At 59.1% G+C, this 17,321-nt stretch carries 17 protein-coding genes; 9 read left to right on the top strand and 8 right to left on the bottom strand.

From position 1 onward, the window contains the following. The first annotated feature begins 32 nt into the window (after positions 1-32). Positions 33-497 carry a DUF1465 family protein gene (locus tag Q0837_RS00535; protein ID WP_298463830.1) on the top strand — a complete coding sequence of 155 codons (465 nt, stop codon included), beginning with the start codon at positions 33-35 and terminating at the stop codon, positions 495-497. A gap of 19 nt (positions 498-516) precedes the next feature. Here Q0837_RS00535 and glpK read toward each other — a convergent pair whose 3' ends face one another. Then, positions 517-1,986, bottom strand: a complete 1,470-nt coding sequence (gene glpK / locus Q0837_RS00530) for a glycerol kinase GlpK (protein WP_298463828.1) — start codon at positions 1,984-1,986, stop codon at positions 517-519. 193 nt (positions 1,987-2,179) lie between these two features. Between glpK and Q0837_RS00525 the strand changes: the two genes are divergently transcribed. Next, a complete protein-coding gene (locus Q0837_RS00525; protein WP_298463824.1) occupies positions 2,180-3,058 on the top strand; it encodes an MBL fold metallo-hydrolase in 879 nt (292 codons plus the stop codon). Positions 3,059-3,396: 338 nt separating this feature from the next. Continuing rightward, positions 3,397-4,530, top strand: a complete 1,134-nt coding sequence (locus tag Q0837_RS00520; RefSeq protein WP_298463821.1) for a hypothetical protein — start codon at positions 3,397-3,399, stop codon at positions 4,528-4,530. A gap of 51 nt (positions 4,531-4,581) precedes the next feature. Here Q0837_RS00520 and Q0837_RS00515 read toward each other — a convergent pair whose 3' ends face one another. Further along, on the bottom strand, positions 4,582-6,201 hold the full coding sequence (locus tag Q0837_RS00515; RefSeq protein ID WP_298463817.1) for a class I adenylate-forming enzyme family protein: 1,620 nt from the start codon (positions 6,199-6,201) through the stop codon (positions 4,582-4,584). A gap of 105 nt (positions 6,202-6,306) precedes the next feature. Between Q0837_RS00515 and nadA the strand changes: the two genes are divergently transcribed. Together nadA and Q0837_RS00505 are read left to right on the top strand one after the other, a co-directional pair. Further along, complete coding sequence (gene nadA, locus Q0837_RS00510) at positions 6,307-7,308, top strand: quinolinate synthase NadA (RefSeq protein WP_298463814.1); 1,002 nt, start codon at positions 6,307-6,309, stop codon at positions 7,306-7,308. Next, positions 7,308-7,859, top strand: a complete 552-nt coding sequence (locus tag Q0837_RS00505; protein WP_298463811.1) for a hypothetical protein — start codon at positions 7,308-7,310, stop codon at positions 7,857-7,859. The genes nadA and Q0837_RS00505 overlap by 1 nt, the downstream gene beginning before the upstream one ends. Here Q0837_RS00505 and Q0837_RS00500 read toward each other — a convergent pair. Then, positions 7,856-8,752 (bottom strand): DMT family transporter, encoded by an 897-nt coding sequence (locus tag Q0837_RS00500; RefSeq protein WP_298463808.1) that lies wholly within the window; start codon positions 8,750-8,752, stop codon positions 7,856-7,858. The two genes, Q0837_RS00505 and Q0837_RS00500, sit on opposite strands and share 4 nt — an antisense overlap. A gap of 67 nt (positions 8,753-8,819) precedes the next feature. Here Q0837_RS00500 and Q0837_RS00495 point away from each other — a divergent pair, with 67 nt between their 5' ends. Continuing rightward, entirely contained in the window at positions 8,820-9,935 is a 1,116-nt protein-coding gene (locus Q0837_RS00495; protein WP_298463806.1) for an alkene reductase, read from the top strand. Between the two features lie 5 nt (positions 9,936-9,940). Here Q0837_RS00495 and Q0837_RS00490 read toward each other — a convergent pair whose 3' ends face one another. Beyond that, positions 9,941-10,183 (bottom strand): hypothetical protein, encoded by a 243-nt coding sequence (locus Q0837_RS00490; protein ID WP_298463804.1) that lies wholly within the window; start codon positions 10,181-10,183, stop codon positions 9,941-9,943. Further along, positions 10,180-10,869: a lipoyl(octanoyl) transferase LipB gene (gene lipB / locus Q0837_RS00485; protein WP_298463802.1), complete on the bottom strand. Its 690-nt coding sequence runs from the start codon at positions 10,867-10,869 to the stop codon at positions 10,180-10,182. The genes Q0837_RS00490 and lipB overlap by 4 nt, the downstream gene beginning before the upstream one ends. Positions 10,870-10,950: 81 nt before the next feature. Here lipB and Q0837_RS00480 point away from each other — a divergent pair, with 81 nt between their 5' ends. After that, on the top strand, positions 10,951-11,793 hold the full coding sequence (locus Q0837_RS00480) for a hypothetical protein (protein ID WP_298463799.1): 843 nt from the start codon (positions 10,951-10,953) through the stop codon (positions 11,791-11,793). A 60-nt stretch (positions 11,794-11,853) separates the two neighbouring features. Then, entirely contained in the window at positions 11,854-13,218 is a 1,365-nt protein-coding gene (locus tag Q0837_RS00475) for an MFS transporter (RefSeq protein WP_298463796.1), read from the top strand. A gap of 5 nt (positions 13,219-13,223) precedes the next feature. Here the strand turns inward: Q0837_RS00475 and arsC are convergent, their stop codons facing one another. Beyond that, positions 13,224-13,568 carry an arsenate reductase (glutaredoxin) gene (gene arsC / locus Q0837_RS00470; RefSeq protein ID WP_298463794.1) on the bottom strand — a complete coding sequence of 115 codons (345 nt, stop codon included), beginning with the start codon at positions 13,566-13,568 and terminating at the stop codon, positions 13,224-13,226. 149 nt (positions 13,569-13,717) lie between these two features. On the opposite strand from arsC, the gene Q0837_RS00465 reads away from it, so the two are divergent. Further along, positions 13,718-15,841, top strand: a complete 2,124-nt coding sequence (locus Q0837_RS00465; RefSeq protein ID WP_298463791.1) for a TonB-dependent siderophore receptor — start codon at positions 13,718-13,720, stop codon at positions 15,839-15,841. Positions 15,842-15,844: 3 nt separating this feature from the next. On the opposite strand, the gene Q0837_RS00460 is transcribed toward Q0837_RS00465, so the two are convergent. Further along, positions 15,845-16,408: a (2Fe-2S)-binding protein gene (locus Q0837_RS00460; RefSeq protein WP_298463788.1), complete on the bottom strand. Its 564-nt coding sequence runs from the start codon at positions 16,406-16,408 to the stop codon at positions 15,845-15,847. 32 nt (positions 16,409-16,440) lie between these two features. Further along, entirely contained in the window at positions 16,441-17,205 is a 765-nt protein-coding gene (locus Q0837_RS00455) for a class II aldolase/adducin family protein (protein ID WP_298463784.1), read from the bottom strand. Positions 17,206-17,321 lie beyond the last annotated feature (116 nt).

Here is a 17,321-nt window from a genome sequence, read left to right as displayed (position 1 = left end):
GCGCATTCGAGGCCTAGCGCTGGGATCGAATCATGGTTCGAACCACCAGTCTTTCCCGCCCGATTATCGAGGCTCTCTATGGCGAAGCGCTCGTTCTGGCCGATGAGGTCAGAGCGGTATTCGCGCTTGGTGCAAAGACCCCGGCGAATGACGAAGACACCATGGTTCGGCTCGCGCTTTCAACCGAAGGCCTGAAGACCACCACGCGCATGATGCATGTTCTGGCATGGCTCCTAAATCAGCGGGCGTTCTTCTCTGGCGAACTTTCGGAGTTTCAGGTGCGCAAACATGGTGCGCTTCCTGAGAACCGTCCGTCCGATCCGGTGCAACTTAAGATGCTCGAACCGGAAACTTGTGCTTTGATCGATGAAACCGAGCGGCTGCATCGCCGCGTCGCGCGGCTTGATGCGGCTTGGCGTCAGAATTACGAGCTGGCCTCTCCCGTTCGTGCATTCCAGGAACGGATCGGCCGCGAGCTAGGTGCTCTTTCCAAATAGGAACTAGGCCAAATAGGAACTAGGCTGCCGCCAGCGCCTTGCGCCAGCGCGTCAGCCGATCCTCCCTGACATCCGCTTCCATGTTCGGTTCAAACCGCGCGAGTTTTCCGCGCATTGTCTGCGCCGCACTGTCGAGATCGGGATACAGCCCTGCCCCTGCAGCTGCGAGCATGGCAGCGCCAAGCGCGGTTGTTTCGATGAAGTCGGGCCGCTCAACGGGCAGACCGAGCATGTCAGCCAAGTCCTGAGCCATCCAGTCATTGGCAGCCATGCCGCCATCGATCCGCAAGGTTCCCCAAGCCGTACCATCTGCGGCAAATGCCTGCGCCAGATCGTATGTCTGGTGCGCCATCGCCTCGAGTGCAGCACGCGCCAGCTCGGCCTTGCCGCTCGCAAAACTAAGGCCGGTGATCACGCCGCGCGCCTCGGCCCGCCAATGCGGTGCGCCCAGTCCCGACAGCGCGGGTACGATGGTAACGCCGCCGCAATCGGGGATCGACTTGGCAAGCTCTTCAGTCTGGCTCGCGACATCGACGATGCCGAGCGAGTCCCGCAGCCATTGGACAAGGCTGCCCGCAACAAACACGGAGCCTTCAATCGCATAGGTCCGCTCCCCGCCAATCTGGGTCAGGACGGTTCCAAGCAGTCGGTTCTCCGAACGAGGGATCGTGCTGCCCTGGTTGGTCAGCACGAAAGCGCCAGTGCCATAAGTCGCCTTGGTTTCTCCGGGTGCAAGACAGGCCTGACCAATGGTCGCTGCCTGCTGATCGCCCACCAATCCCGTGATCGGGATGGCGCGTCCGAACAGGCTAGTTTCCGTCTCACCGAGCGCGCCCGACATATCGACCACACGCGGCAGGGCTGCATGCGGCACACCCAGCAAGTCGCACAGGCCCTCATCGAATTGTTCGCCCGCCAGCTCCATCAAAAGCGTCCGGCTGGCATTGCTCGCATCGGAGACATGATCGCCGCCGGTCAGCTTGAACATCAGCCAACTCTCGACCGTTCCGAATGCCAGCGTGCCCTCGTCCGCCGCCGCGCGAACTTCAGGCACATTGTCCAGCATCCAGCGCATTTTGGTACCGGAAAAATAGGGATCAAGCAGTAAGCCAGTACGCCGTTGAACCTCGGCTTCGTGCCCCGCCTGCCGCAATTCAATGCAGAACGGTTCGGTTCGCCTGTCCTGCCAAACGATGGCGCGAGTTAGTGGCTCGCCGGTCGACTTGTCCCACGCAACCACAGTTTCTCGCTGATTGGTGATGCCGATCGCCGCGATCATGGCTGCGCCGCCGGCCTTCGGGATTACCTCGTTGGCGCATGCCAAGGTCTTGTCCCATATCTCTGCCGCATCATGCTCGACCCAGCCGCTTTGCGGATAATGCTGCGTCAGTTCCTTCTGCGCACTCGCAGCAAGCACTCCGTCGCTCGCAAACAGCATCGCGCGGGTCGATGTCGTGCCTTCGTCCAAGACAAGAATGTAGTCGGCCATGTTTTCTGCGGTACCGCTTCGCTGCGTGAGCGCGACATGCTCGCGCCTTAGGATCTATTGGTGAGGGACTAACCCACCCCCAACCCCTCCCGCAAGCGGGAGGGGAGCGAAACTTGGTGAGCACAGCGAGCCTAGTTGCAGCGGGGTGGGCTCGCACTCGACAGGTCAGGCTCCTCTCTCCATATGCAAGTGCATGGCAGGCATACCCCCCAAACCGTGGCCCACGGGCGAGGCTGAGCAGCTTGAACCCTTGGTCAAGCGCGTGCTTGCGCCGAACCCGTCGCCCTACACCTACACCGGCACACAGACCTATGTGGTTGGAGAAATCGGCGGCCCCGACTGCGCGGTGATCGATCCCGGTCCGCACGATCCCGCGCATATCGATGCGATCATGGCCGCCGTCGGCGATGCTAAAGTCGCGGCAATCATGTGCACGCATACGCACCGCGATCATTCGCCCGCCGCTGCGCCTTTGGCGACACGCACAGGTGCACCCATCGTCGGCTGTGCGCCGCTGGTACTCAAGACCGATCTGCCGCGCGCTGACGAAGCCTTCGATACGACTTACGCGCCCGACCGCGTGCTCGAAGATGGCGAGCAAATGAGAGGCACAGGCTGGACGCTGACCGCGGTCGCAACCCCCGGCCACACCTCCAACCACCTGTGTTTCGCGCTCGAAGAAAGCGCTTCGCTGTTCACGGGCGATCACGTGATGGGTTGGTCGACCAGCGTCGTGATCCCGCCCGATGGAGACATGGGCGATTACATGGCGAGCCTCGAAAAGCTGATGGCGCGCGAGGACAAGGTCTACCACTCGGCCCACGGCGCCGCGATCACCAAGCCGCAGCAATTGGTGCGCGGCATGATCGGCCACCGCCGTCAGCGCGAGAACCAGATCCTGCGGTTGCTGGGCGAAGCCGCGCGCCCGGTCTCGGACTTCATCCCGGCGATGTACAAGGGGCTGGACGAGCGCCTGATCGGAGCAGCCGAGATGAGCGTGACCGCGCATCTGATCGACTTGGAAAAGCGCGGGTTGGCGGCGCTGGATGGCGAAGTTTGGCGGAAGAATTGACCTAACCCATTTCGGCGAACGTGTGTCGGAAGAGATGTCGACCTTATCTTGGCAATTACCGCATAAGCCCCCAAATTCAGTTCTAAGAGATGCCACAAATCGCTTGATTTGGCACAGTTAACGTTCAAGATGCGCAATCATCAGGGGGAACCATACTTTGACTGAAATCGAGATTTTTTCTGTTGCCTGCTCGTTCTTGTCTCTTTGCGTGTCCGTCTTCGCGCTATTTAGGGTGAACAGTATTTACAAGAACAACAGCGGTCATATCCAATCCGTTTCTGGCAAAGAAAACAAAGTTGCCGGTCGCGATAATAATTAAGTTCGGCAGGGTCGAAGACGTGGTAGACCAAGATATCAACGGCGACGGTAATGTCGTCGCAGGTCGAGACAATCACTTCAGCAAAGTTTTTTTAAACAAGCCGATTAGGGAAGTCGAATTAGGTCTGTCTGAAGTAGATCGCAGAGTCCAAGTGAAATATGGAAAGTTAGCAGTTTCAACTCATGCAGCTTCCGAATTCGAATCCGAGAAACTTATTTCTTCGCTCGTCAATATCGGGATTCCAGCAAGAACCGCCCTCTCGATTGCACTCCACATTTTTCCATACATCGAGGAATCAATTGAACGTGATGGCGGAGCCTTTTCTACCGCCCATGTTCGTCGAGCAGTCTCCCACGCCATTACAGGAATGGCAGAGTTAGATCTTTCCATCAAAGAGAGGCAGGAGTTAGCCTCGAAATACGCTCGGAATTTCGGAAACCCAAAACATATCAACATGATCGTATTCGATGATGGTGAGACACAACCCCTTACCTACAAGTACGTAGTGGAAACGTTCATTCCATTACTAATTCGAAAAGTCCTCGGTCGTAGCTATAAACTAAGTGAATTTGTTTCGAGCGGCAACATAGATCATATGTCCTCGGAGATTGTTGAGTGCATCAGACGCCTAGGCATTTATCATATTCGTTTTGATACGATGATTTCTCTTGCCGAAGACCTAGCAACCCAACTACCTCACCCTTGGCTAATTTTTGAAACTAATCGCAGCGAAGTATTAAGCCATGATAGAGAAAGAATAAGCAGCCATCTTGTAATATTGAGATCAGATAATGCTACTGAATCAGAGTTTTGGCGTTCCGCATACGAGTGCTTCAACCACATTTGTTCATCAATACTAGCTCATTACGGATGCCCAATAGGCGGAGGAACTCATGCGCCCTCGAACACCTTAAGGAATGTCACGAGGCTTGCAGCTGATGGTGACCACCAAAATCTGGCACTGTGGGAGCTCTGCGACATTCACCTCTTGGAGGACGATCTGGCTGAATTTGACGTCGCTATCGATGAATTTCATAAGCGGTTGAAGATGCTGCAAAAACCTATTGCCCGAAGCAGGATTGATAAGGTCGAGTATATTAAAGATGAACTCAATTGGTTTTCTGACTTGTCTGGCAACTTGATGAAGCGTTAATGACCAGAGGTATAGAACGGTTTGCAGAACAAGCGCTCTCTTGTCAGGAAATTAGACTAAATCGCTGTCCAACTCCCCCTTCACAAAGCTCTCCGCGAGTTGAAACTTCTGGATCTTCCCCGAACCCGTCAGCGGGAACTCCTTCACCCACACCCAATGCGCAGGGGTCTTTTGCGGCGACAGGCGCTCGCGGATGAAGACTCTTAGCTCATCGTCGGAAGGTCGGTCGGCGCCGTCCGCGAGCCGCAAAAAGCACGCGACGATCTCACCCCATTTCTCGTCCGGTACGCCTGCGCAGGCTACTTCAGCTAACGCGGGGTGCTCAAGCAGCGCGGCTTCGATCTCCGCTGGGAACAGATTCTCGCCGCCACGGATGATCATCTCTTTCACGCGACCGGTGATCTTCACATAGCCGCGCGCGCTGATACTGCCGAGGTCGCCGGTGTGCAGCCAGCCATTGGCGTCGATCGTTTCGGAGGTCGCCTGCGGGTTGTCGTTGTAGCCGACCATCATGTTGTAGCCGCGCATGCAGATCTCGCCTTGCTCATCGACCGCGCATACCGAATTGTCGCTAGGCGAGCGGATCGACACTTCCATATGCGAGCATGGCTGACCGATGGTTTCGGTCAGTTCCGCGCCGGTATCGGTCGGCCAGGCGGCGGTGATTGCGGGGGAGGTTTCGGTCTGGCCGTAGACGATCAAGATCGGCACGCCGAACGTCTCCTGCGCCGCGCGGTTCAGCTCGGGCTGCACCATCGCACCGCCACTTACGACCGTCTGGACACACGACACATCGGTGTCGGTCGCCCGCGCTGCTTCGATGATCGCAAAGATCATGGTCGAGACGCCGCCGACTACTTCGGGCTTCTCGCGCTCGATCGCCTTGGCGACGGCGACCGGATCGAACACGGAAACCAGTAACAAAGTGGCTCCATGTGACAGCACACCCAGAACGCACACCGCACTACCCGCCGTGTGGAAGAGCGGGAACGGACAGGTCACCGTCTGCCCGGTCTTTAGTCCCCAACGATGGAACACGTCATAATTGCTCTGCACCAGGCCATGTTGATGCAGCAACACGCCTTTGGGGAAGCCGGTCGTGCCGGATGTGTACTGGATCATGCAGATATCGAGCGGCTTGTTCTCGCGCAGTTCGCCGTCACTTGCACCAGAGAACAGTTCGGCGTGATCCTCGATATCAATCATGTAGTCCGAAGCTGGCAGCCCTGCGGCGGCCTCATCAACAACCGGGCGGAGTGCACTCCCTCGCACATGCGGTTGGTAATAGACTGCGCCAGACCCAGACTGTTCCAGCACATAGCGCACCTCGCGCGGGGTGAAGGACGGGTTGACCGTAACGATAGTCAGCCCCGCCATCGCCGCGCCAAGCTGGACCAGCACCCATTCAGGGCAATTGCCGCCCATGATCGCGATCCGTGTGCCGGCGGTGTGCCGCGCGGCGAGCGCTCGCCCGCATTTCTCCGCGTCGGCCAGAAGCTGGGCATAGGTCCATTCGCGCCCGACCGTCCCATCGCCAAGCAATTCCCGCAGCGCCATGGCACCGGGCCGGGCCGCCACCTGTTCGCGCAGCATCTCCTCAATCGTGCGCTCGCGATACTCGGTGTCCGCCTGCGCCGGGCAATAGGCCTCTTTCAGATCAAGCTGGTACATGCATTTCTCCCCGCCAGAGAGGCTAGCACAGCATGCGCGGAAATCGCTCGAAAATTGCGTCACATTCTCTATATCGAACGAAACAAAGTTAGCGGGATCAGACTTATGAGCATCGAAACCAAAATCCCATCGGGCGACGATCTGCTCGCTGAAATCCACCGTCTGCGCAAAGAGCGCAACGCGGTGATCCTCGCGCATTACTACCAGACGCCTGATATTCAGGACATTGCCGACTTCGTGGGCGACAGCCTCGAATTGTCGCGCAAGGCAGCGGATACCGATGCGGACGTGATCCTGTTTTGCGGCGTGAAATTCATGGCCGATACGGCCAAAATCCTCTCGCCGGAAAAGACCGTGATCCTGCCCGATATGGACGCAGGGTGCAGCCTCGAAGACAGCTGCCCGCCGGAGAAGTTCAGGGCTTTCCGCGAGGCACACCCCGATCACATCGCGCTGACCTACATCAATTGCTCGACCGAGGTGAAAGCGCTGTCGGACATCATCGTCACCAGCTCCAGCGCGGAAACGATCCTTGAGCAGATCCCGGCCGACCAGAAGATCATCTTCGGCCCTGACCGTCACCTTGGCGGCTGGCTGAGCCGCAAGTTCGACCGCGAAATGCTGCTGTGGCCGGGCGTGTGCATCGTCCACGAGGCGTTCAGCGAAACCGAATTGCTGAAACTGAAAGAAAAGCACCCCGATGCCCCGGTCGCTGCGCACCCTGAATGCCCGCCGACGATCATCGACCACGCCGATCACGTTGGCTCGACCAGCTCGATCCTGAAGTTTGCGAAGAGCTTTGAAGGCGACACGCTGATCGTCGCGACCGAGCCACACATCATGCACCAGATGGAAAAGGCGCTACCCGAAAAGACCTTCATCGGTGCGCCAGGCGCCGACGGAAACTGCTCGTGCAACATCTGCCCCTATATGGCGCTGAACACGATGGAAAAGATGTACACCGCCCTGCGCGATCTGGAGCCTCGTATCGAGATCGAGGAAGGTATGCGGTTGAAAGCGAAGCGGAGTCTGGACCGGATGCTGGGCATGGCTGGCGGGACTGTAGGTCTGGGTGATCTGGGCAAGGTGCCGTTTTCGGCGGATTGATGCTGCTCGATTCCTTACTGCCAGTCGTCACGGGCTTTCTTGGTGCGCTGTTGGCATACTTGGCTCAGCGTGACCTCTCAAAGCGAGAAAGAGAGGCCTCAAGAAGCGAAAGAGACATCGAACGTTTCCTCGAACGAGGTGAAGAGCTTTATTCGCTGATTGAACGGTGGCAAATGCTTGCTGGGACTCAGGCGATGACTTTTCGACGAGTGATGCTTGGAGAACTGGATTACAATCAAGCGTTCGATCTCAATGTCCAACAGGATGAGAGATTTGCAAGGAGCTTTGAGCGTATTGATCTAATCTTGAGGGTTTACTTCCAAAGCCTCACCGGTGATTTTGCTAAACTAAAAGTTCTAGTTTCTAAGACCGGAGATGTGGAAGCCGCTTTTCGAGAGAAGTATAAAGAAGGGCAGCTTGATGGGCAGAAATTTCTGCCGACTTATGAAAAGCTAATTATTGAGACCGAGAGAGAGGCTGAGGATTTGCTCAATAGGTTGTCGGACGAGATCAGGAAGCATTGCGGCATAGCCACGCTCAATCCAAGCTAGGCCCGCCGCTGCGTCGCCCGCGCCACCACCAGCGCGCTCCCGAGCAGCACCATCCCGACCACATCCAGCGGCATCAGCACTTCGCCGAACCGCGCGTAGCCAATCACCGCTGCCACCGCTGGCTGGGTCAGCAAGGCTAGCCCGATCACCAGCGGCGGGAAGTGGCCGAGGGAATACACCAGCAGGCCCTGCCCGATCAATTGGCTGGTGACGAACAGGATCAGGATCGGCGTCCAGTCTGTCGGCCACACCGGCTCGCCGAGCACCAAAGCGAGCGTCAGCAGCACCGGGCAGGCGAAGATGCTCACCCATGCGAGCAGGCTCCACGCCCCAAACCGCGCCCGCTCGCCTTGCAGGGTCAGCAAGTAAACCGCGTAGAGCACGCCTGCGGTCAGGCAGAACAGGTCGCCGACGAAGGTCTGCGTCGAAATCTCCAGACTGCGCCCAAGCAGGATCGCCGCCCCGCCCAGCGCGCAGACAATTGCCAGCCACTCCAGCCCGCGCGGCACCATGCGCGCGACGATGAAGCCCCAGAACAGCAGGATGATCGACCCGGCATTGCCAAACAGCGTGGCGTTGCCGAGCCGCGTCAGGCCGATCCCGACATGCCAGCTGGCAAGGTCCATAGCGAAGGCGGTCGCACCGATGGCGACCAGCACCAGCGTCTTGCGCGGCATCCCGCCGATGCGCTGACCGGCAACCCGCGCGAAAACTAACAGGAATGGCAGCGCCAGAAACAGCCGCCAGAATGCGGCGCTCACCGGCCCGGTATCGGCCTCGCGCACGAACCATGGCCCCATAGCCAACGCGACATTGCCGCCAAGCAAGGCCGCCAGCAGCAACCATCCACGCGGGCTGACAAGTTTTGCTTCGGAGGCCCCCTCATTTTCCATGCTTGCGACTTAGCGCTCACTTCTCCAAGTGAATAGCCAATTGAAACTGAACGCGAGGATTTCGCCAATGCATGACGCTCTGTTCCAGCCGCTGAAAATGGGCGCTCTCGAAGCCAAGAACCGTATCTTCATGGCCCCGCTCACGCGCGGCCGCGCCGCCGATCCGATGTTTGTGCCCAATGAAATGATGGGCACCTATTATCGCCAGCGTGCAGGCGCAGGTATGATCCTGACCGAGGCAACCGGCATCAGTGTGGAAGGCCTTGGCTGGCCGTCAGCTCCCGGCATCTGGACCGACGAGCAGACCGAAGCATGGAAGCCGATTGTCAAAGGCGTCCACGAGGCAGGCGGCCTGATCGTGATGCAACTGTGGCATATGGGACGGATCGTTCACCCCTACTTCCTCGATGGCCAGCCGCCTTTCTCGGCCAGCGCGACCAAGGCTCCCGGTGAAGCCCACACGCCGGTTGGTAAGCAGGAATATGTAACCGCGCGCGAGATGACGCATGAGGACATCCAGCGCACAATCGGCGATTATCGCCGGGCGGCAGAGAACGCCAAAAAGGCGGGCTTTGACGGTGTGCAATTGCACAGCGCCAATGGCTATCTGGTCGACCAGTTCCTTCGTGACGGCACCAACCTGCGCACTGACGAATATGGCGGCTCGCCAGAAAACCGCACCCGCTTCATGCGCGAAATTCTCGAAGCGCTGATCGACGTATGGGGCGCTGACCGCGTCGGCATTCGGCTCTCGCCCAATGGCGATTCCCAAGGCACCGATGACAGCAACCCGGCTGCGACCTTCGGCGCTGCGGCCAAGGTGTGCGAAGAGCTGGGCCTGGCGTTCGTCGAGCTGCGCCAGCCCGGCCCGGACGGCACGTTCGGCCAGACCGATGTGCCTCAGCAGGACCCCGTCATTCGCGCCAACTATTCCGGCCCGCTGATCCTGAATTCGGATTACAGCGCACAGGAAGCCGATGACGATGTGACGAGCGGACGCTGCGATGCGGTAAGTTTCGGTCGTCCCTACATCTCGAACCCGGATCTGGAGCAACGGATCAAGGTTGGCGCGGCCTTCAACCCGAACAAGGATGTGCCCAAGAGCTGGTACTTCCCGATCCCGCAGGGCTACATCGACTATCCAACAATGGAAGAAGAGCAGGCCGAAGCCAGCGCTGCGTAATTCAGCTATTCAGAGGAGGCCGCGTCGTCCGATGCGGCCTCTTCGGCGTCATCTGCCGACCGTTCTGCTGGCGGAGATTGCGACTGCAATTCCTCAAGCGGGATCATATCGTCGCTGATCGACCCGCCCAGCACGTCGCCCGCAACCTCACCACCTTGTTCGGTCGTGCCGGTATCAGGATCGGCAGAATCTTCGCACGCTGTCGCTAACAGCAGGAGGGGGGCGAGAAGGATTGTAGCGCGTTTCATCCGCAAGCCTTTCGCCCAGCTGCATCCAGCGCGTCAAGAAATTCGTCTGAGCGCGCGACAAGAGCTTCGTCCCATTGCTCGGTCGAAACTGATTTGCCGAGCCGCGCTAGGCTGGTGACGCCGAACTCTTCGATCCCGCAAGGCACTATGCCGTCGAAATGCGATAGGTCCGGGTCGAGATTGACCGAGAAGCCGTGCATCGTGACCCAGCGCCGTACGCGGACGCCGATGGCGCCGATTTTGGCTTCACGCCCGTCGATATCCTGCGTCCAGATGCCGACCCGTCCCTCGGCACGCCACGCCTCGACTCCAAAGTCGCTCAGCGTCGCGATCACCCAGCCTTCAATCGCATGGACGAAACAGCGCACATCCTTGCCGCGCTTGTTCAGGTCCAACATCAGATAACCGACCCGCTGGCCAGGCCCGTGATAGGTGTAGCGCCCGCCCCGCCCGGCCTCGATCACCTCGAACCGCGGATCGACCAGCTCAGCCGGATCGGCGCTGGTTCCAGCGGTGTAGACCGGTGGGTGTTCGAGCAGCCAGATCAGTTCGCTAGCCTCTCCGGCGGAGATGGCGCGGTTGCGGGTTTCCATCGTCTCAAGCGCCTGTGTGTAGGGCACACGCGTGCTCTCGCGGAGCCATTCGACCGCTTCCCCAGTGTCATTCCGCTGTGCAACGCTTGCCATGGCCTTTGCGTGGGGGCATTGAGCGCGCTTATCAAGAGGTGATTGGCGCGAAACCGCGCCACACGGTTGGGGGATCAAGACGTGCAATTGAACATGGGACAGGCCTGGAACGAGGCGACAGCCATGCTGAGCGCCAATCGCGACACGGTGCTCGCAGTAGTCGGGCTGTTTTTCTTCCTGCCCTATTTCGCGCTCGCGCTGTTCGTGCCTGAAGCGATCAACCCTACCCCGGTCGAAGCGCCTCCCGGCACCGATCCCGAAGTGGCGATGAACGCTGCCTTCGCTGCCTTGCAGCAGCAATATACCGATAACTGGGTGTATTTCGTTATCCTTGCTGTCGCGCAGTTCACCGGGACGCTCAGTCTGCTTGCATTGCTCACTGACCGCACACGACCGACAGTCGGGGAGGCGCTGATGCAAGGCTTAAAGAGCACGCCGTCTTATCTCGTGTCACAGATCCTAGTCGCCCTGTTCGCCGGGATAGCGGTCGGTCTGCCGCTGGGGATCGTTGGAGCGTTCCTGCCTCCAGCCTTTGCAGTCCTGATCGGAATCATGCTGCTTGGCGTGGTGCTCTATCTGGTGGTCAAATTCTCCCTGATCGCACCTGTCATCGCGATTGAAAGCGAGCTCAACCCGTTCAAGGCGATGCTGCGATCGTGGAGTCTGACCAAGGGCAATTCATTCCGTCTGATATCGTTCTTCATCCTGTTGATCATCGCCATCGGCGTGGTCTCGCTTTTGATCACAATGGTGCTGGGCACAGTCTTTTCTGCTTTCGACCAATCGATTGCCAATATCGGCAATGGTGTGGTTTCCGGGCTGATCAATGCCGCTGTCGGAGCTCTGCTGTTGGCGGTGCTCGCAGCAGTCCACCGCCAATTGGCTGGCCCTTCGCGCGAAGCGATGACGGAAACGTTCGAATAAGCGCGCGCGGCGCAGTGCCGCATTGAAAGCGCTGGCTGGCTGGCCTAGCGCGGCGTCAGCATGGCCGAAGCCGATACCCATTTAGACGCGGCGCATTCGCCGCCAGCCGCGAACCCGATTTCGCGCGGGCGAATGGCGTTGCTGTTCACGGTCATGCTGGTGACGGCTGCGGGTAACACCGCGATGCAATCGGTGATGCCGTCGATCGGCACCGCGCTGGAAGTCGACGATGTCTGGATAAGCCTCGCCTATAGCTGGTCTGCCCTGCTCTGGGTCGTTTGTGCTCCGATCTGGGCAAGGCGATCCGACCGGCGCGGGCGCAAGGCGATGATGGCTCTGGGACTGGTCGGCTTCGTCGTGTCGATGGCGCTTTGCGGAGTGGTGCTGTGGGCAGGCCTTTCAGGTTGGCTGACCGCGTTTTGGGCATTGATCGCCTTCGCTGCCGCACGCAGCCTCTATGGCGGGTTCGGAAGCGCCGCGCCGCCAGCGGTGCAAGCCTATGTCGCCTCGCGCACGCCGCGCAGCGAACGCACACAGGCGCTTTCCCTTATCGCATCCAGCTTTGGTCTTGGGACGGTTATTGGTCCTGCCCTCGCGCCGCTGATGGTGCTGCCGTTCATGGGTCTTGGCTTGACCGGACCGTTCATTTGCTTTGCGCTGCTGGGCGTCGCGGCGCTTGTGGTATTGCGTTGGCGGCTCCCCAATGACGAGCCGCAATTTGCCGCACGAGGAAGCACCGTCGCCTATTCGAGCGGCTCCGGCGCGCCAAGCGACAGCCAAGATGACTATGGCGAAGCCAGTGATGATGGTTCGAGCGATGATGAGCCGGCCCGGCTTTCATGGTTCGAACCGCGCCTTCGCCCGTGGGTCACCGCCGGACTGATCGGCGGCCACGCGCAAGCAATGATCCTGGGCATTTCGGGCTTTCTGGTGCTCGACCGGTTGGGTTTGCGAGACACTCCAGAGGCTGGCGCCGGTCCGGTCGGGATCGTGCTGATGTGCGGCGCTATTGCGACGCTGCTGGCGCAGTGGGGGCTGATCCCGCGTTTCAACCTCGGTCCGCGCGCCGCCACCCTTTCCGGCATTCTTGTCGCCGCATTCGGGACCGCGATCCTTGGTGCCGCGCAGGAACTGCACACAATCGCGCTGGGCTATTCCATCGCTTCACTCGGCTTCGGTCTGTTCAGACCGGGCACGACGGCGGGCACCTCACTTGCGGTTACGCGTGCCGAGCAAGGGCAAGCTTCCGGCGTGGTTGCTTCTGTCGCAGGGGCAAGTTTCATCTACGCACCCGCGCTCGGCGTTTGGCTCTATAATGTGAGCGACTGGTTAGGCTTTGGCTTGGTCATCGCGCTCTGTCTGGCCGTAGTGATCCTCGGCTGGCGCGGCCTGCAGTCGGACAGCGTGCTCACCACCGATCGCTGAACTGATCAGAGGATTTCCTGCACCACGTCCTGCGGACGGCAGAGGCGCACGCCATTGTCTGTTTCGACCAAGGGCCGCTCGATCAGGATCGGCTCGGCAGCCATCGCATCCAGCACCGTGTCGGCATCGGCATCCTGCAGCCCGCGCTCCTTGGCATCGGTACCGCGAATGCGCAGGCCCTTTTGCGGTGTGATCCCTGCATCGGCGTAAAGCTGCGCCAGCTTGTCTCGGCTTGGCGGGTTCTTGAGATATTCGACCACCGTTACGTCGACGCCGTCGCGCTCTTCCAGAATGGCAAGCGTCTTGCGCGAAGTGCCGCATTTCGGGTTGTGCCAGATGGTTGCCTTCATTGCCGAATCTCCCGTGTTTCCAGCCCGATCCGCTACCGCAGGCGCGACAGAATTGCCACACGCCCTCTTTTTGCGACGAATTCGCAATTTCCTCCTTGCAGTTGAGAATAAGTTGCAATAGCGCCTTTCTCACAGACGGAAGGAACCTCATGATTCACACGATTTCGCGCACCGCTTTGCTCCTCGGATGCGCGGCTCTCGCATTCCCCGCGGCGGCTGAAACTGCTGATACGGCAGAGGACAGTGCCGTTTACGGCGACCGCGTGATCGAAGTGCGAGGGGACGTGCTCTATTCTGATCAGGTGAATTCGGTGAAGACGCCGACCCCGATCATCGATGTTCCACAAAGTGTCACGATCACCACGAAGGAGGAAATCCTCGAACGCGGCTTCACCAGCATCGGCCAGATCGTCGATTACACGCCTGGCGTGAACACCTCTCAGGGTGAAGGTCACCGCGATGCCATCGTGTTTCGCGGTGTACGCTCGACGGCCGACTTCTTCATTGATGGCGTGCGCGACGACGTTCAGTACTATCGCGGTCTCTACAACCTCGAACAGGTCGAAATTCTGCGCGGCCCCAACGCTCTACTATTTGGGCGAGGCGGCACGGGCGGCATCCTCAACCGCGTGACCAAGAAAGGTACGATTGGCGAGACCTTTGGCGGCGGTCAGATCGCGGTCGATACGTTCGGCGAATTCAGCATTCAGGGCGACATCAACCTTGCCGCCGGCGAGCATGTCGCCGTGCGGGTGAATGCATCCTACGAAAGCCTCGCCAACCACCGCGATTTCTACGATGGCGACCGGATTGGCTTTAACCCGACCGTGCGATTCCAACTCGGCGAGAACACGCTGCTCGACCTGTCTTACGAGTTCGCCGACCACGAACGCTTCGTTGATCGAGGCATTCCAACCGGAGACGATGGCCGCCCGGTGGAAGCGCTCCAGGATGTTCAATTTGCCGACCCGGAAGAGAATTTCACGGACCTCGAAGCCCACCTGCTCCGCGCCACACTCCAGCACGAATTCTCCGAGAACCTGAAAGCCAATTTCAGCGCGTTCTACGGCGATTATGACAAGGTCTATTCAAACTTCTTCGCCACAAATTACGATCCGGCGACCAACATCGTCGAACTTGATGGCTATATCGATACGACCACAAGGCAGAACCTGATCCTGACCGGCAATTTGATCGGTGAGTTCCAGACCGGCAGCGTTGGGCATACGCTTTTGGTGGGCGCGGAATACATCAACACCTCGTCCGATCAGGACCGATTCAATTCCTTTTTCGACACCACGCAGGATGATCGCGAGTTCTTTCTCGCCACCCGCCCTCTGGCTCTGCGCGGGAATACAGGGGTGAATGCCGACGGTATCCCGACCACCAACACATTCAACGACCTGAACGATTTCACCCAGGTCGAAATCGATGTTTTCTCGGCCTATATTCAGGATGAGATCAAGGTCACCGACTGGCTCCGTCTGGTCGTCGGCGCGCGGTTCGACAGCTTCGACATCGAAGTGCTGAATGTGCCCGCCGCCGACCTGCGCACCCGCAAGGACGAGGAATTTTCCCCGCGCGGCGGTATCATCATCAAACCGCAAGAGAACATCTCGATCTATGCGAGCTATTCGGAGAGCTTCCTGCCGCGTTCGGGTGAGCAGTTCGCCAATATCAATGGCAACAACGATGCGCTGGAGCCAGACCGGTTCACGAACCTTGAAGCCGGGATCAAATGGGATTTCATGCAGGGCCTCAGCCTGACAGCTGCAATCTTCGAGATCGAGCAAAGCTCACCGGAAGTCGATGACAACGACCCCGGCGCATTTGTGATCGTGGATTCGCAAATCCAGGGCTTTGAACTGCAATTGCAGGGGCAGGTGACTGACGGCTGGACTGTTTCAGCAGGCTACAGCTTTCTCGATGGCGAGCAGGTCGAACAGGCTGGTCCTACCGGTCTGCGCCCCCGCGAGCTGCCCGAAAACATGTTCTCGATCTGGAACCAGATCACCCTGACCGACCGCCTCGGTATCGGGCTGGGCCTGACCCATCAGGATGAAAGCTTCATCAACAACGGCAACACGGCCGTGCTGCCCGCCTACACCCGGATCGATGCAGCGGCCTATTTCGATGTGACGGACAATTTCCGGGTTCAGGTAAATGTCGAGAACCTGACCGACACGCTGTACTTCCCGAACTCGCACGCGACTCATCAGGCAACGGTCGGTGCGCCGATCAACGCGCGGATTGCAGTTACCGGACGGTTCTAGAAGCTATTCGCCCTCGGGTGCTTCGGCATCCGAGGGAACGCGCAATGCCGGGACGGTTTCCGCTGCGTCCTCCGCGCTGATCCCGGGTGCGGGTGCTGCGCTGATACTTTCGCTGCGCTGCGTCACCCTGCCAGCCCGCTGGATCGCCTCGACCAAACGCGGGTACACCCCGCAGCGGCACATGTTGGTAATTGCTGCTTCAATGTCCTCTTTGGTGGGCGAGACGTTGCGCTGAAGCAGAGCGGCCGCTGCGATGGTGATGCCGGGCGTGCAATATCCGCACTGGATCGCCTGATCGGCAACCAATGCCTGCTGCACCGGATGCGAGCGGTCACGCGACAGTCCTTCAATCGTCGTGATGAAGCGGCCCTCTGCCTCGGCAATGGTAATCCGGCACGAGCGGAGAGCCGTCCCATCAACCAACACCATGCACGCGCCGACACAATCACCGCCGCCACAACTCTTGGTGCCGGTGAGGTTCGCAGCCTCACGCAGCGCGTAAAGCAGCGGCATATCGGGATCGAGATCGAACTCGATCGGCCTGTTGTTGACGGTCATGCGCGGCATCAGCGCATCCTAGCTTGCTATTTTGCTCAGGATCAGGTGCGCCAGCTGTCGTCGATCTTGTCGGCCTTACGCTTCCACGCTTCGAAATCGAACACACCTGCACCGCCCTGGCTGGCCATCACAGAGATATCGCGCTGGTGCACATCGACGACTTCCTGCGGAACGATGTTGGGATCGCCCATGCCGAGCGTAGCGACCTGAATTTCGCAGGCACGTTGCAGCGCCCACATCTTCACGAACATGCCCTGGATACCCTTGTCCATGACCACCGGGCCATGGTTGCGCAGCATCAGGATGGTGTGATCGCCAAGGTTCTCAACCAGCCGCTCGCCTTCTTCAGCGCGGACCGTGACGCCTTCAAAATCGTGATAGCCGATCTGGTTCTGGAAATTGCAGGCGTAAAAATTGGTCGGCAGCAGGCCGCCCTTGTGGCTGCATACTGCCATCGTTGCAGTGGTATGGACGTGGCAGATCGCATCTGCGCGCTCACCCAGATGCTTATGGAAATAGGCGTGCTGCGTGAAGCCCGCCTTGTTCACCATGTAGGGCGATCCGCCGACATTGTTGCCTTCGACATCGATCTTCACGAGGTTCGATGCGGTAACTTCGTCGTAGAGCAAGCCGAACGGATTGATGAGGAACGTGTCCTCCTCTCCCGGAACCTTCAGTGAGATGTGGTTGTAGATCGATTCCGACCAGCCGAGATGATCGAAAATGCGATAGCACGCCGCGAGATCGAGCCGCGCTTGCCATTCTTCCTTGCTGCATTCGATATTCGGTTTGAGCTGCGTCGCCATCGGAGATTCCCTTCCGCTTAAATCCGTTTGGCCAGCATATCGCATGATCAAGGGGCGCTGCACAAGGATTCCTGCATCCCCTATTAGACGAATGACTTTGCCAAGATGGAGGGGCG

It is taken from the genome of uncultured Erythrobacter sp. (assembly GCF_947499705.1).
GTDB lineage: Bacteria > Pseudomonadota > Alphaproteobacteria > Sphingomonadales > Sphingomonadaceae > Erythrobacter.
This window is presented reverse-complemented; position numbering and strand designations above follow the sequence as displayed.